Source organism: Marinobacter sp. L-46, assembly GCF_056859535.1.
Window position 1 is genome coordinate 1 of the sequence record NZ_JBSXOP010000075.1, and the last position, 13970, is coordinate 13970.

At 59.5% G+C, this 13970-nt stretch carries 15 protein-coding genes; 7 read left to right on the top strand and 8 right to left on the bottom strand.

Annotated features, from left to right (window positions below):
- Positions 1-189: 189 nt before the first annotated feature.
- The 3 genes from AC13DJ_RS12340 to AC13DJ_RS12350 all read left to right on the top strand — a co-directional run bounded on the left by AC13DJ_RS12340 (position 190) and on the right by AC13DJ_RS12350 (position 2844).
- A complete protein-coding gene (locus AC13DJ_RS12340) occupies positions 190-1275 on the top strand; it encodes an SMP-30/gluconolactonase/LRE family protein (RefSeq protein WP_482933146.1) in 1086 nt (361 codons plus the stop codon).
- A gap of 32 nt (positions 1276-1307) precedes the next feature.
- Entirely contained in the window at positions 1308-1778 is a 471-nt protein-coding gene (locus AC13DJ_RS12345) for an acyl-CoA thioesterase (protein ID WP_199456878.1), read from the top strand.
- A gap of 85 nt (positions 1779-1863) precedes the next feature.
- The gene (locus AC13DJ_RS12350; protein WP_482933119.1) at positions 1864-2844 is read left to right on the top strand and encodes an NADP-dependent oxidoreductase; all 981 of its coding nucleotides are present in this window, start codon (positions 1864-1866) and stop codon (positions 2842-2844) included.
- Between the two features lie 27 nt (positions 2845-2871).
- On the opposite strand, the gene AC13DJ_RS12355 is transcribed toward AC13DJ_RS12350, so the two are convergent.
- The 3 genes from AC13DJ_RS12355 to AC13DJ_RS12365 form a co-directional block, all read right to left on the bottom strand.
- Positions 2872-4737, bottom strand: coding sequence for a cation:proton antiporter (locus AC13DJ_RS12355; protein WP_482933120.1), 1866 nt, complete (start codon positions 4735-4737; stop codon positions 2872-2874).
- A gap of 17 nt (positions 4738-4754) precedes the next feature.
- On the bottom strand, positions 4755-5546 hold the full coding sequence (gene tcdA, locus AC13DJ_RS12360; RefSeq protein ID WP_482933121.1) for a tRNA cyclic N6-threonylcarbamoyladenosine(37) synthase TcdA: 792 nt from the start codon (positions 5544-5546) through the stop codon (positions 4755-4757).
- Positions 5547-5664: 118 nt separating this feature from the next.
- Positions 5665-6006 carry a hypothetical protein gene (locus AC13DJ_RS12365; RefSeq protein ID WP_482933122.1) on the bottom strand — a complete coding sequence of 114 codons (342 nt, stop codon included), beginning with the start codon at positions 6004-6006 and terminating at the stop codon, positions 5665-5667.
- 210 nt (positions 6007-6216) lie between these two features.
- On the opposite strand from AC13DJ_RS12365, the gene AC13DJ_RS12370 reads away from it, so the two are divergent.
- Positions 6217-6954, top strand: coding sequence for an SDR family NAD(P)-dependent oxidoreductase (locus AC13DJ_RS12370; protein ID WP_482933123.1), 738 nt, complete (start codon positions 6217-6219; stop codon positions 6952-6954).
- A gap of 43 nt (positions 6955-6997) precedes the next feature.
- Here AC13DJ_RS12370 and AC13DJ_RS12375 read toward each other — a convergent pair whose 3' ends face one another.
- From AC13DJ_RS12375 to speA, 3 genes are all read right to left on the bottom strand, one after another.
- On the bottom strand, positions 6998-7636 hold the full coding sequence (locus tag AC13DJ_RS12375) for a ChrR family anti-sigma-E factor (RefSeq protein WP_482933124.1): 639 nt from the start codon (positions 7634-7636) through the stop codon (positions 6998-7000).
- On the bottom strand, positions 7633-8235 hold the full coding sequence (locus AC13DJ_RS12380) for a sigma-70 family RNA polymerase sigma factor (protein ID WP_288371112.1): 603 nt from the start codon (positions 8233-8235) through the stop codon (positions 7633-7635). The genes AC13DJ_RS12375 and AC13DJ_RS12380 overlap by 4 nt, the downstream gene beginning before the upstream one ends.
- A 136-nt stretch (positions 8236-8371) precedes the next feature.
- Positions 8372-10282: a biosynthetic arginine decarboxylase gene (speA, locus tag AC13DJ_RS12385; RefSeq protein ID WP_482933125.1), complete on the bottom strand. Its 1911-nt coding sequence runs from the start codon at positions 10280-10282 to the stop codon at positions 8372-8374.
- A 139-nt stretch (positions 10283-10421) separates the two neighbouring features.
- Between speA and speE the strand changes: the two genes are divergently transcribed.
- Both speE and AC13DJ_RS12395 read left to right on the top strand, forming a co-directional pair.
- The gene (speE, locus tag AC13DJ_RS12390) at positions 10422-11303 is read left to right on the top strand and encodes a polyamine aminopropyltransferase (RefSeq protein ID WP_482933126.1); all 882 of its coding nucleotides are present in this window, start codon (positions 10422-10424) and stop codon (positions 11301-11303) included.
- A gap of 91 nt (positions 11304-11394) precedes the next feature.
- On the top strand, positions 11395-11589 hold the full coding sequence (locus tag AC13DJ_RS12395) for a DUF6316 family protein (protein WP_288371285.1): 195 nt from the start codon (positions 11395-11397) through the stop codon (positions 11587-11589).
- Positions 11590-11661: 72 nt separating this feature from the next.
- Here the strand turns inward: AC13DJ_RS12395 and AC13DJ_RS12400 are convergent, their stop codons facing one another.
- Both AC13DJ_RS12400 and glnK read right to left on the bottom strand, forming a co-directional pair.
- Positions 11662-12933: an ammonium transporter gene (locus AC13DJ_RS12400; protein WP_482933127.1), complete on the bottom strand. Its 1272-nt coding sequence runs from the start codon at positions 12931-12933 to the stop codon at positions 11662-11664.
- A 73-nt stretch (positions 12934-13006) separates the two neighbouring features.
- Positions 13007-13345, bottom strand: a complete 339-nt coding sequence (glnK, locus tag AC13DJ_RS12405; RefSeq protein ID WP_011784068.1) for a P-II family nitrogen regulator — start codon at positions 13343-13345, stop codon at positions 13007-13009.
- Positions 13346-13695: 350 nt separating this feature from the next.
- Between glnK and AC13DJ_RS12410 the strand changes: the two genes are divergently transcribed.
- Positions 13696-13947 (top strand): accessory factor UbiK family protein, encoded by a 252-nt coding sequence (locus AC13DJ_RS12410; RefSeq protein WP_022987582.1) that lies wholly within the window; start codon positions 13696-13698, stop codon positions 13945-13947.
- The last annotated feature ends 23 nt before the right edge of the window (positions 13948-13970 follow it).

Sequence of the window (13970 nt, forward strand, 5' to 3'; positions counted from 1 at the left end):
TCCCGCTACCGCGTATCCTCCACCCCTGGCCCAGCGAGCGGTTTCGCCGTCGTCACCCGAGGCAGGAGCCGTATGCGGTAATACCGCACGTACGGATCTGTGCGGGGGGTGCCTCGTGAGAGGCATTCCTACCGCAACTAAGGTGAATGGTCCCAAACGAAAAATCATAAAACGGATCGGGCGTGCATGATGAAATGGTTACTGGCCGGACTATTGGTGCTTTTTGTGCTGGTGGGCAGCTTTCTGCTGACACCATCTCCTGTCGACAGCAAGGCCTGGGAGCCGCCCGAACCCCCGGCCCTGACCGGAATCCTGGCGCCCAATAACCAGCTGCGACAGGCCGATCTGCTGGCCCGGGGCCAGGTGTACGGCCCGGAAGACACCACGGTGGATGCTAACGGCGTGCTCTATACCGGCACCCAGGACGGCAAAATCGTTCGGGTATTTCCTGACGGCCGGGTGGAAACCTGGCTGCAGACCGAAGGCCGGCCACTGGGCATGGTGTTTGACCGCCAGGGTAACCTGATTGTGGCGGATGCCTGGAAGGGCTTGCTGTCGATAGCGCCGGACGGTGAGATTACCGTGCTCACCCGGGAGGCGGAAGGCACACCGTTCCGGTTCACCGACGATGTGGTTGTCGCCACGGATGGTCGTATCTACTTTACCGATGCCAGCTCCCGCTTCCGCCAGCCGGATTACATCCTGGACCTGCTGGAAATGCGCCCTCACGGTCGCTTGCTGCGCTACAACCCGAAAACCCGCAGAACCGAAGTACTGCTGCGTAACCTGTATTTTGCCAATGGCGTGGCGGTGTCTCCGGATGGTGACTACCTGCTGGTAAATGAAACCTGGAAATACCGCATCCTGAAATACTGGATCAACGGCCCGAAAGCCGGCCGTACCGAAGTGTTTGCTGACAACCTGCCCGGTTTTCCGGACAACCTGGCCGTGGATGAGCAGGGCCGTTACTGGGTTGCCTTCCCGACCCTGCGTAACCCCCAGGTGGACGCCATGCACCGCCGGCCCTGGATGAAGAACCTGGTTGCCCGCCTGCCTGCCGGTTTCCAGCCCGAGCCGGAGGAATACGGACTGGTAGTGGCCTTTGATGACCGCGGCCGTATGCTCACCAGCCTGCACGACACCACCGGCAGCCATTTGCAGGAAATCACCTCGGTGAACCCGCACGACGGCTTTCTATACTTTGGTTCACTTCACAATGACCGCATCGGCCGGCTACCTTTGCAGGCTATTTCCGGTCTGGGGGAGCAGCCTTGAGCGATGAAACAGCCTTGAGCGACGAAACAGCCATGAGTGAGTCACAAGCACACAACTGGGATCTGCCGGATCCGTTCATCCTGCCCATCACCGTGCGGGAAGAAGACACCGACCGCCTCGGCCACGCCAATAACGTGGTCTACGTGCGCTGGATGGAAGACGTCAGCTGGGCCCACATCGAAAGCCTGGGGATGACCTGGGCCCTGCACGAAGAAACCGGCAAGGCCATGGCCATCACCCACACCGAGGTGGATTACCTGTTGTCTGCCAATGCCGGCGACGAGCTGGTGCTGGGTACCTGGCTGACGGACTGGGACGGCCGGTTCCGCTCGGCACGCCAGTTCCAGCTGATTCGCGTGGCCGATGGCAAAACCCTGCTGCGGGGGCTTTCAACCCATGCCTGCGTGGATATGAAGAGCCAGCGGCCGTCCCGGGCACCGAAAGCCTTTGCCGAAATCCTATCCGGTGCCCTGGTGCCGGGTGGTCGTGGTTTGCCCCTATAAAGCCTGCCGGGTGAAATTCTGCTAGTCTGAAGCTGAAACTGCGCGCCTGTTCAGGCGCTTGACTCATTGTTGTCTGGAGACACCCATGGAATCCTCTGAAGCAACTGACGCTGTGCCGATGCGCCACGTGGTCTATGACCGGTTTGGGGGCAGTGATGTTCTGCAGGTAACGGAGTCTCCGGTACCTGTGCCCGCCGGAGGCGAAGTGTTGATTCGAGTCCACGGCGCCGGCCTGAACCCCATCGACTGGAAAACCCGCAAAGGCCTGGGTTTTGTCGCCACGCAGATCGAAGGCTGCATGCCATGGACCCCGGGCTACGATGCCGCCGGTGAAGTCGTGGCCGTGGCTGATGACGTGACCACCCTGGCTCCAGGGGACCGGGTGATGGGCATGATCGGCTTTGCCGAATCTGGCGGGGCCTATGCCCAGTATGCCGTGGCCCGGGCTGACGAACTGGCCATCGTGCCGGAAGAGCTGGACCTGGTTACCGCAGGGGGCGTGCCGCTGGCGGCGCTGACGGCCTGGCAGGCGTTGTTTGAAGTGGCCGGGCTGGAGTCCGGGCAGAAGATCCTGATCCACGCCGGGGCTGGAGGCGTTGGCCACTTTGCCGTGCAGTTCGCCCTGGAGCGCGGTGCCCATGTGATTGCCACAGCGTCTGCCAGCAACCGGGATTTCCTGGCCGAGCTGGGCGTGCATGAAGTGATTGATTACCACACCACCGACATTGCGGACGAGTGCTACGGGCTGGATGTGGTGCTGGATTTGATCGGTGGTGAAACCGGCAAGCGGTCATTGCAGACCCTGTCGGAATCCGGTGTGCTGGTGACCATTCCCACGGTGACCGCCGATGAGGTGGTCAGTGCCGCGGAAGCCATGGGCGTAAGAGCCCATGGCATGAAAACCCGGCCGGATGTTTTCCACCTGGAAGAAATTGCCGAGCTGATCGAAGACGGCGATGTGCGGGTGCACGTTGACCGGGTATTCCCGCTCGAGCAGGCCCGCGACGCCCACGACCTGCTGGAAGCAGGCCACGTGCGGGGCAAGCTGGTGCTCGACTGCCGTTGATGTGTCCCCGCCGGGAGCAGCAGGCCGTCAGGCCTGCTGCTCTCCGTTGCTGGTGGCTTTCTGGTCGTCGGTATCGGATGCCCGCTCTTTCCGTTCTTTCTGGGGCTGTGGTGGCACCAGGCTGATCAGAACCCAGTCGTCTTCCGGTTCCAGGTCATCCATCGCTTTCACCGGATGTATGTGTTCCCGCCCGTCCATCACAAACAGCACCAGGGCTTCGTTCTGGTACTGGTTCAGGAACTGCTCGTAACTGAACTCCTCGCTCAGCTGGGTGGTCTTCACCGTATAGCCCTGGCTCACTAGACTGGCCAGCTTGGCATAGCTCACACCGTCAAACAGACCCCGGGTCTGCTGCACCTTGCCGGCGGTTTGCAGGCGGGCGCGCTGGTCCTGGTCGCCTTCCGTCAACCCGAATACCGAGTGCTCGCCGAACCAGTCCAGGAAGTGATATGTGGCCAGGCTGTTCATCTGTTTGTACGGAGACAGGATCAGCAGGTTGCCGATACCGGTCAGGTCCATATGTTTCGCAGCATGTTCCGAAGCCGGGTTGCCGAAATACACCGGTAGGTTCTCCATGCGGGCCTGGCGCACGTTTTCCCAGTTGGTATCGGTCAGCATGGCTGGAATTTCATGTTTTTTCAGGGCCTGGGCAATCAAGCGGGCTACCGGGTTGGCACCCAGAATCAGGAAGCCATGGGCCGGTGGTTCCTGTACGCCCAGCAGCTTGGCGACCGGCCGCGCCGTCAGGCTCTGGATCACCACCGTGGTAATGATCAGCATGAACACCAACGGCACCAGCACGCCGGCGCTCTCATAGCCGATCCGTTCCAGCTGGAAAGCGAACAGGGCGGAGACAGCAGCTGCCACGATACCCCGGGGGGCAATCCAGCTCAGGTAAAGTTTGTCTCGCCAGGTGAGGGACGTACCGATGGCCGACAGAAAGATACTGGCAGGGCGGGCCACCAGCATCAGGCAGGCCAGCACTGCCACCAGGCCCCAGCCCAGGTCGGCAATGGCGGTAAATTCTACCCGGGCGGCCAGGATAATAAACAGGGCAGAGATCAGCAGTACGCTCAGGGACTCCTTGAACTCCAGAATGCTGTCTACGGGCACCTGTTTCATATTGGCCATCCAGATGCCCATTACCGTCACGGTCAACAGGCCGGACTCATGGGCCATCTCATTGGAAATGGCAAACACGCCGAGCATGAAGGTCAGGGTGCCGGCATTGTGCAGGTACTGGGGAATCCAGTGCTTGCGAAGCACCAGGCCATTCAGGTAACCGGCAGCCGCACCGATCAGGAAACCCACCAGCAGGGTTTTGCCGAAAATATACAGGGAGTGGCTGAATACGTTGCCCTGGCCCCAGGACACAATCCCTTCGAACACCAGTACCGCCAGCAGGGCGCCGACCGGGTCAATGATAATGCCTTCCCAGGTCAGGATATTGGCCAGTTTGGAAGTGGGCCGCACTGCCCGTAGCAGCGGCGCGATCACCGTTGGCCCGGTGACCACGGAAATGGCGCCAAAAAGCAGGGCCACCTCCCAGGAGACGCCCAGGATCCACCGGGCGGCCAGGGTTCCGATAATGCAGGTAACAAGGGCGCCTACCGGGATCAGGTTGCGTACCATCTTGCCGTGGCCTTTGAGCTCCTCGTACCGAAGCGTGAGGCTGCCCTCGAACAGAATGATGGCCACGGCCAGGGAAATCATCGGAAACAGGATATCGCCAAAGATATCTTCCGGGTGCAGAAAGCCTGTCACCGGCCCGGCGATGATGCCGCCGGCAAGCAGAAACAGTATGGCCGGCATGCGCATCCGCCAGGCCGCCCATTGGCAAATCAGAGACGTAACGCCTATACCTGCGAGGATCAGAGTGGTGCTAACGGCCATAAACGGCTTCCGGTTGGTTAGAGATTGGCTTTACGTGCAATTCTGTTCAGCAGCCGGGAAGCGGCAAAGAATCCGAAGCTGGCGGTCACCGGGCTGGCGGCGCCAAAACCCGAGGCGCAATCCAACCGTACCGGGCCGTTGGTGGCCGGCTTCTGCAGGCAGACTTCGCCATCTGCGGCCGGATACGTCAGCTGCTCCAGAGAGTATACGGCCTCAATGCCAAAACGCCGCTTGGGATTTCGCGAAAAGCCGTATTCCCGACGCAGCATATTACGAACCTTGGCCAGCAATGGATCCTGGGTGGTCTTGCTCAGGTCGGCCACCTGGATCTGGGTCGGGTCCATCTGGCCACCGGCACCGCCGGCACAGACAATCGGAATCTTGCGCCGCTGGCAGTTGGCAATCAGCGCCGCCTTGGCTTTCACGCTGTCGATAGCATCCACCACCCCGGTCATGTCTTCGGTGATCAGTTCGGCCACGTTTTTAGTGGTCAGGAACCCGAAGTGCACCCGGATATCCGCCTGGGGATTGATGGCCCGCAACCGCTCTGCCATGGCATCAGTCTTGGTGCGGCCATACTGGCCCTGAAGCGCGTGCAACTGGCGGTTGGTGTTGGAGACACAGATGTCGTCCATATCAATCAGCGTGATGGTGCCAATGCCACTGCGCGCCAGAGATTCTGCCGCCCAGGAACCCACGCCGCCGAGGCCGACAATGGCGATGTGGGCATTGCGAAAAGCGTTCAGGGCCTTGCGGCCGTAAAGGCGTTCTATGCCGCCGAAGCGGAAATGGTAGTCGTCGGCGGTCATCAAGCCTCCGCAGGTGTGTCAATAAGGGCGCCATTGTACCTTGTCATGGCCCATTGCCGAAAAAACCAAAAAAAAGCCGCGCACAGGGCGCGGCCGAAGGGTTGGTGAGGTTGATCAGTCAGGCCACCCAGTGCTCATCCGACAGCGCCATCAGGCTGTCCTTTCCGCTCTGGATGTCTTTCAGCAGCCAGCCACCTTCCACGAATTTGTCGTAAGCGGCCTTGAAGCCATCCGGGGTTTTGACCAGCTTGGTCTCCGGGTCGTAGCTGCAGCCCTGGCGATCGCCAACCTGGTTGGTGGGCTGGATCACTTCCGCGGCCAGTTTGCCGGCTTCGTCGATCACGGCCGAGATTAGGTCGGGCGTGGCATCGGCGTATTTTTCCAGTTCGTGCAGCTTGTCTGCACCAGGGACATCAAACAGCAAAAAGCGAAGATCATTGGCAGGTGCCTGATATTGCATGGACTCTCTCCTGTTATCGGTGGGTAGCTCGGGGCTACCGGTATTCGCCTTGCACGGTGGGTACAAAGTCGATGTGGTTATTCATACGGCTGTTTGAATGTTTTGGTTTGCTGCAGGCGATCCCGATTGGATGGTTTTTTCGTATGGTTGGAATGAATCTGATTGATCGCAACCTTCATCACAATTCTGATCACAACTGGGGAGAGCACAATGGCAGCCATCATTGCCGGTATATCCGGCGCGATTGGCCAGGCACTGGCCTTGAAGTATCTGGATGAGTTTCCTGAGCAACCGATGATCGGTCTTTGCCGGAATCCGGCCAAGGCAGCGGAAGCCATGGGAAAGCGGCCGGGATTGCAGTTGCGCCCCTGGGACGCAGAGTCTGCGGCACCGCTGGTGGTCGATGAGGCGCTGGCACAAACGCTGGTGGATTCCGGCGGCATTCGCCGGCTGATCTACGCCGCCGGGTTGTTGCACGATGACCGGATGTTTCCGGAAAAGCGCCTTGAGGATCTGACGGCGGATAATCTGGCCAGGGCCTTTCAGGTGAACTGTGTCGGGTTCGGGCTTCTGGTGGAGGCGCTGGCGCCCTGGTTCCGGGGGCCGCAGCTGACCCGTGTGGCCGCCATTTCAGCCAAGGTGGGTTCCATCAGCGATAATCACCTGGGGGGTTGGTATGCCTACCGCTGCTCGAAAGCGGCGCTGAATATGCTGGTGAAAAACCTGTCGGTGGAGCTGCCCCGGCGTTATCGGCCTGTAGCCTGCGTGGCGCTGCACCCGGGAACCACCCGGTCGGGGCTGAGTGAACCGTTCAGCCAGTCTCTGGCGAACCTGACGGTGCACGAGCCCGAGGGTACGGCAGACAATCTGTTCCGGGTTATTGAAGCCTTGCAGGAGCAGGATAACGGCCGCTTTATCAGCTGGGACGGTAGCGATTTGCCTTGGTAAAAGCAGGGAAAAAGCCGCCACAGACGGGCTGCGGCGGTAAAGGTCATCGAATAAACGGGTTCAAAAGGCGGGTAAAGGTGCCGGTAAGCTTCAGCGGTGCGCTCAGAACCGACAGGGTAATGCAGTCTTCGCAGCCAACGGCTACCGGTTTGTGTTCGTCTTCCTCGTTCAGCACGACGAAGTCCCACTGATTGAACACGCCCTTCTGGTCCGAGAAAGCGCCCTGCAGCACGATGGTGGTTTCAGTGCCTCGGTGGGTGTGGGCCGGAGCCTTGCCACCTGCTACCAGTTTTTGCAGCACCACACGTTCGCCCTGGCCGGGGAACTTCTCGGTGATGTCCAGTACGCTGACATCACTCAGCTGACGTTTCCAGGGCAGGTCGTTGATGTCGTCGCCCAGCAGCTTCTGCAGCGGGCTCATGCGCGGCGCTTCTGCGATTGGGGAAACCGGCTCCGGCGCGCTGTCGATACGGGACATCAGCTGCTCGAAACTGGTATCAGACACACTGACTTTGGGCTGTTCGGCCATCATCACGGCGCCCAGGCTGTTCAGGGTGTCTACCCGGCTTCTGCAGTGAGCACACTGGTCCAGGTGCAAACGGATGCACAGGGCATGGGGCTCCGTGAGGTTGCCCGCACTGTACTCCATCAGGCTCAGGCTGTCGGGGTGGTGCCGTGTCATACGTTCTGGTCCTGTAAAATCACTTTCAGCTTGTTCAAGGCCAGGCGCACCCGGCTTTTCACCGTGCCGAGGGGAATGTTAAGTTCATCGGCCACCATCTGGTGCGATTTGTGCTCCATATACACCTTGGCAATCACGGTAATCTGTTCTTCCGGCAACTGGCTGAGTGATTCCCGGATGCGCCGCTCAGACATCAGGCGGTGCAAGGAGGTTACCGGTTCATCGTCGTTCTCGCCGGGAATCTGCCACAAATCTTCGGTTTCCACCGCCATTTCTGCGCTGGTGCGCTGCATTTTGCGCAGCATGTCGATGCGCTGGTTACGGGCTATGGTGAAAATCCAGGTGGACGCGGCGGCTTTTTTCCAGTCATACAGGCAGGAGCGGCGCCAGATCGAAATAAAGACTTCCTGCACCAGCTCCTCGGCGTGGCTGGCCAGTCCGTTGGAGATGGCGTAGTACTTGATCTGCGGTGCAAAGTGCTCGAACAGGGCGTGATACGCCGCCCGATCCTGGCTCTTGCCGACTTTTTCGAGCAAAGCACCCCAAGGGTCCTTGCTCCGGCCCTCGGCTTTGGCGGGTTGCTGATCCAGTGTCGTCACCGGACGCTCCTTGACGGTCGCATGATTTGAGCTGGCTAATCTGATCATTCTAGGCACTCACCACAGTGTTGTCAGTGAGTGCTTTTACGCCAGCCCGAAGGGTTCGGATTGCTCCGCGGGAAATTAATGTGACCGGTTATTCTTCCAGGTAGGTGTAACCTTCCAGTCCTGCTGTCAGTTCATCCAGCAGTTGTTGCTGCAACGCAGGCTCCAGTGCACTGGCCCGGAACTTTTCCCGGTAAGCCTGTAGCAGTGTATCCGGCTCGAAATTCACGTAGCGCAACACCTTGGCCACCGTATCACCCATGATGGGTTCTCCGGTACGGTAGTGGCCTTGCTCGTCCAGCCGCACATCCACCGAATGGGTATCGCCGAACAGGTTGTGCATGTCGCCGAGAATTTCCTGGTAGGCGCCGGTCATGAAAAAGCCCATCAGCAGCGGCTCATCCGGATTATGTTCCGGCAGGGGCAGGGTGGTTTCGATGCCCTGGCCATCCACATACTGGTCGATGCGGCCATCGGAATCGCAGGTAATGTCCTGGATGACCGCCCGCCGGTTCAGGGGCCGGTTCAGGCCGTTGATCGGCATCACCGGGAAGATCTGGTCGATGCCCCACACGTCCGGCAGGGACTGGAACAGGGAGAAGTTGACGAACAGCTTCTCGGCCAGTTTTTCGTTCAGTTCGTCGATGATTTCCCGATGCGCACGGTTGGCACTGTCCAGCTGGCCGCGCAGCAGGCGGCAGCAACTGGTGTACAGGGTTTCTGCCTGGGCCCGTTCCTGCAGTGACAACAGGCCATGGGCGAACTGGGCGTGCACGTCGGTCATGGCGTGTAACACGTCGTGGTAGATCTCGGCCAGGGAGCGCGGGGAATCGTCGTCGTTAAGGCTTTCCAAATCCCGCCACAGGTCCTGCAGGGGCGCCGGTGCTTCCTCGGCGGGTGCTGCGGGTTCACGGTGGTCCGGTTCTTCCCGGTCGATCACGTTGGTCACCAGCACCGAATGGTGGGCGGTGAGGGCCCGGCCGGACTCGCTGATCAGGTCCGGATGCGGCAACCCCTGGCGGTCGCATTCTGCTTGCAGCACGTGCACCACGTTGTAGGCGTATTCGAACACCGTGTAGTTCATGGAACAGCTGCTGCGGGAACGGGTGCCTTCGTAGTCCACCCCCAGGCCGCCGCCGATATCCACGGTGCCGATGGGCGCGCCCAGCTGGCGCAGCTCGCTGTAGAAGCGGGCGCATTCCTTCAGGCCGGTCTGGATGTCGCGGATGTTGGCAATCTGCGAGCCCAGGTGGAAGTGCAGCAGTTGCAGGGTGTCCAGGGCGCCGGCCTGTTTCAGGGTGTGCACCACATCCAGCACCTGGCTTGCTGACAGGCCAAACTTGGATTTTTCACCGCCGGTGTTCTGCCAGTTACCTTTGCCAATGGTCGCCAGCCGGGCCCGCACACCAATCAGCGGGGCTACATCGAGTTTTTTGGCTTCGTCCAGAATCAGTGGCAGCTCGGACTGCTTCTCTACCACAATGAATACCCGGTGCCCCAGCTTCTGGCCGATCAGCGCCAGGCGGATGTATTCCCGGTCTTTGTAGCCGTTGCAGATAATCACCGAACCACTCTGGCGCGATAACGCCAGCACCGCCATCAGCTCCGGCTTGCTGCCGGCTTCCAGCCCCACCTGGTTGGCCGAGGCGGCAGGTTCAGCCGCCAGCAATTCTTCCACCACCCGGCGCTGCTGGTTCACCTTGATGGGATACACCGCGGTATAACGGCCCTGATAACCGTGCTCTTCGGTCACCTTGTTGAAGGCGCCACACAGCTTGTTGATCCGGTCGTGCAGGATATCGGTAAAGCGGATCAGCACCGGCAGGGCAATGCCGGCATCGGCCAGCGAGGCGGTGAGGTCTGGCAGGTTAATGCTGGCCTCGCTCCGGCCGCGGTCTGGCCGGATTTCCACCTGACCCTGCGGATTGACGGAGATATAGCCGTCGCTCCAGTGGGCGATGTTGTAAACCTTGTGGGCCGGCGATGCGGTGGTTTCAGCCATTGTTGCTATCCTGTCAGGAAACCCGGGGTGGCCGGCAAAGCGGCGTCAGGCTGCATTGTAGGAGCTGACCGCTGCCCCTACAATACGCCTCTTTTCAGATGCCCGGGCGCAATGCAGTGGCACACAGTGGGAGACAGACATGACAGCATTGAACGAAGGCTGGTTTACCGAGGTATTCCAGGACCAGGGCACCGCCTTTTCCCTGCAGGTTAAAGGTAAGCTTCACGAGGAACAGACCCCGTTCCAGAAGCTGGAAATCTACGAAACCGAAACCTTCGGCAACCTGATGGTGCTCGACGGCTGCGTGATGCTCACCACCCGGGACAACTTTCTGTACCACGAGATGATGACCCACCCGGCCCTGTTCACTCACAAAGACCCGAAAAAAGTGGTGATTGTGGGAGGTGGCGACTGTGGCACCCTGAAAGAAGTGCTCAAGCACCCGGGTGTGGAAGAAGCCTGGCAGGTGGAAATCGACGAGCGGGTAACCCGCATGTCGGAAAAGTACTTCCCTGAGCTGTGTGAAGCCAACGAAGACCCCCGCGCCAATTTCTTCTTTGGTGACGGTATCCAGTGGATGCGGGACATCGAGCCCAACAGCATCGATGTGTTGATTATCGACAGCACCGACCCGGTCGGCCCGGCCGAAGGCCTGTTTGCCCTGGATTTCTATCGCGATGCCATGGCGGCGTTACGCGATGGCGGCATCATCGTTCAGCAAAGTGAATCGCCGTTGCTGCATACCGACAGCATCATCAAGGATATCCACACCGATATGCGCAAGGCCGGCTTCGGCCACGTGCAGACTTTGCCGTTCCCGCAGCCGGTTTATCCCACCGGCTGGTGGAGCTGCACCATGGGCAGCAAGGATAACCCGCTGAAGTATTTCCGTGAGGAAGACGCCAACAACCGCCCGTTCGTAACCCGTTACTACAACGCCGGCATTCACCACGGTGCCCTGGCTATGCCGCAGTTTATGCTGGATGCCCTGGAAGACGAGGTTCGTCCGGGAGAGGGTTGATCAATCACTGGACAGCTTTTGTGCCTGGACTAAACTGGTTGCAATGGTCATCTAATGGCCGTGTTCCGTTTGGCAGGCAGAAGGAGTTGTTATGGACATCCGTAGTGGTGAACAGGAGCGTCACTGGTTCCGGAGCGAACGATTTTCGTTGGTGAACGGACAATGGTATTTCCAGACCCGGGAAGGCACGGTAGAAGGGCCTTTTGACGATGTACGTGAAGCGGAGATGGAATTGCTGCTGTATCTTCGCCATGCCGAAGATGCCCTGTTTCAGGGAGTGGGTTAGTTCCGTCAATCATCCAGCAAAACAAGAGGGGCGCCAACCGGCGCCCCTCTTGCGTTTGGGTTTGCAGCGGGATTACTGCTTGCCGCTGACAAACTCCGGATAGGCTTCCATGCCACACTCCGACAGGTCCACACCTTCGTACTCGTCTTCCTCGGTTACCCGGATACCCATCACCGCTTTGATGATGCCCCAGACAATCAGGCTCATTACGAACACCCAGACGAAGATGGTCAGGGCACCGATCAGCTGGCCGGTGAAGCTGGCGTCGCCGTTGGTGACCGGTACCAGCAGCAGGCCAAGCAGACCGCACACACCGTGGGCAGAGATGGCGCCGACCGGGTCGTCGATGCGCAGCTTGTCCAGGGTCACGATACTCAGTACCACCAGGATACCGCCCAGTGCACCCCAGATAGTGGAGGTCAGTGCGCTGGGAGTGGACGGCTCGGCAGTGATCACCACCAGGCCGGCGATGGCGCCGTTCAGCAGCATGGTCAGGTCAGCCTTGCCGAACATCAGGCGTGCTGTCAGCAGGGCGGCAATGGCACCACCGGCGGCGGCAGCGTTGGTGTTCAGGAATACCATGGCTACGGAGTTTGCGCTGGCGATATCGCCCAGTTTCAGCACCGAGCCACCGTTGAAGCCGAACCAGCCCAGCCACAGGATGAAGGTACCCAGGGCAGCCAGCGGCATGTTGGCACCCGGGAAGGCGCGGATTTCGCCGTTGGGGCCGTACTTGCCTTTACGGGCACCCAGCAGGAGAACACCGGCCAGGGCAGCTGCAGCACCAGCCATGTGCACGATGCCGGAGCCGGCGAAGTCGCTGAAGCCCAGGTCGCCCAGGTTGTACAGGCCGAACACGTCTTTACCACCCCAGGTCCATGCCCCCTCAAGCGGGTAGATTACTCCGGTCATGACCACCGCGAAGATCAGGAAGGCCCACAGCTTCATGCGCTCGGCAACCGCACCGGAGACGATGGACATGGCGGTAGCCACAAACACCACCTGGAAGAAGAAGTCTGCTGCACCGGAGTAGATGGAGCCGCCGGTAAAGCCGTCTTCACGGGTAGCGAAGTCACCCAGAACGCCGTCTACATCCACATCGGCAATGCCGGTGAGGAACACGTTGCCGCCATACATGATGGCGTAGCCGCATACCATGTACATGGTGCAGGCGATGGCAAACAGGGCCACGTTCTTGGTCAGGATTTCGGTTGTGTTCTTGGCACGCACCAGGCCGGATTCGAGCATGGCAAAGCCAGCCGCCATCCACATAACTAATGCGCCACACACAACAAAATAGAAGGTATCTATAGCGTACTGCAGGTGAAAGAGATTGGTTTCCATAGGAAGCCCTCCGCACAAGGCTCTTCAGGTTTATAGGTTTTTTGCGTTGGCTGATTCGGGGATCAGGCCGGGTTTACACCGCTTCTTCGCCGGTTTCGCCGGTCCGGATACGGATCGCCTGTTCCAGTTCGGTCACGAAGATCTTGCCGTCGCCGATCTTGCCGGTATTGGCAGCCTTGGTGATGGCTTCGATAACCTGGTCCAGCAGGTTGTCGCCGATGGCGATTTCAACTTTCACCTTGGGCAGGAAATCCACTACGTATTCCGCGCCACGATAGAGTTCGGTGTGGCCTTTCTGCCGTCCGAAGCCTTTAACTTCAGTAACGGTTACGCCTTGAACGCCAATCTCGGATAGTGCCTCACGGACATCATCCAATTTGAAAGGCTTGATGATCGCTGTCACAAGTTTCATTGCTTTCTCCTTGGTAAATGCTGCCACCTCGCACATCAATTGTGCGGATTGCGTACGAGGTCTATAGCATCGGGTGTGCCAACGCAAAAAAGGTATTTGTTATCAATAAGTTAAAAATACCTGGTTCCAGAATGGCGCAAGCGCCTGCACCGTTGTGGTGCGTGCTGCGGGGCTGCGGTCCAAAAATGCGCAGGCCCGGTGGCCATCCGGCGGCCATTATAATGCCGACCGGGTACAGTATGGCAGGGCCGGCGGTGTGATACACTCCCGCAAACCCGGTTACCCCATGGCCAATAGTCTGAATTGGCCGGCAATCCGATTTGAACGAAGTGTTATATGCGAGGTTTTCGATGAAAGGGCCACAGGATTTCTTTGCACAGTTGCAGGGCCAGTTTGGCCAGTTTGTTCCCGACATGGCCCGTGCCGCCCGGGAAGATTTTGAAACCCAGGCGCGGGCTACCGTTATGACCGTGCTGTCCCGCCTTGAACTGGTGACCCGGGAAGAATTCGATGCCCAGCAGGCGGTGTTGATGAAAACCCGCGAGAAAGTCGAAGCGCTGGAAAAGCGGGTAGCCGAACTGGAGCAGAAGCTGCAGTCGTAAATGAAACAGCCGGGCGCAGGATG

What these genes read in the sequence shown, in the direction of transcription:
- AC13DJ_RS12370 (WP_482933123.1), top strand. Translation starts at nt 6,217, where the DNA reads ATGGCAGCCATCATTGCCGGTATATCCGGCGCGATTGGCCAGGCACTG.
- speE (WP_482933126.1), top strand. Translation starts at nt 10,422, where the DNA reads ATGACAGCATTGAACGAAGGCTGGTTTACCGAGGTATTCCAGGACCAG.
- glnK (WP_011784068.1), bottom strand. Translation starts at nt 13,345, where the DNA reads ATGAAACTTGTGACAGCGATCATCAAGCCTTTCAAATTGGATGATGTC.
- AC13DJ_RS12345 (WP_199456878.1), top strand. Translation starts at nt 1,308, where the DNA reads ATGAGTGAGTCACAAGCACACAACTGGGATCTGCCGGATCCGTTCATC.
- AC13DJ_RS12395 (WP_288371285.1), top strand. Translation starts at nt 11,395, where the DNA reads ATGGACATCCGTAGTGGTGAACAGGAGCGTCACTGGTTCCGGAGCGAA.
- AC13DJ_RS12350 (WP_482933119.1), top strand. Translation starts at nt 1,864, where the DNA reads ATGGAATCCTCTGAAGCAACTGACGCTGTGCCGATGCGCCACGTGGTC.
- AC13DJ_RS12400 (WP_482933127.1), bottom strand. Translation starts at nt 12,933, where the DNA reads ATGGAAACCAATCTCTTTCACCTGCAGTACGCTATAGATACCTTCTAT.
- AC13DJ_RS12375 (WP_482933124.1), bottom strand. Translation starts at nt 7,636, where the DNA reads ATGACACGGCACCACCCCGACAGCCTGAGCCTGATGGAGTACAGTGCG.
- AC13DJ_RS12410 (WP_022987582.1), top strand. Translation starts at nt 13,696, where the DNA reads ATGAAAGGGCCACAGGATTTCTTTGCACAGTTGCAGGGCCAGTTTGGC.
- AC13DJ_RS12340 (WP_482933146.1), top strand. Translation starts at nt 190, where the DNA reads ATGAAATGGTTACTGGCCGGACTATTGGTGCTTTTTGTGCTGGTGGGC.
- AC13DJ_RS12355 (WP_482933120.1), bottom strand. Translation starts at nt 4,737, where the DNA reads ATGGCCGTTAGCACCACTCTGATCCTCGCAGGTATAGGCGTTACGTCT.
- AC13DJ_RS12365 (WP_482933122.1), bottom strand. Translation starts at nt 6,006, where the DNA reads ATGCAATATCAGGCACCTGCCAATGATCTTCGCTTTTTGCTGTTTGAT.
- speA (WP_482933125.1), bottom strand. Translation starts at nt 10,282, where the DNA reads ATGGCTGAAACCACCGCATCGCCGGCCCACAAGGTTTACAACATCGCC.
- tcdA (WP_482933121.1), bottom strand. Translation starts at nt 5,546, where the DNA reads ATGACCGCCGACGACTACCATTTCCGCTTCGGCGGCATAGAACGCCTT.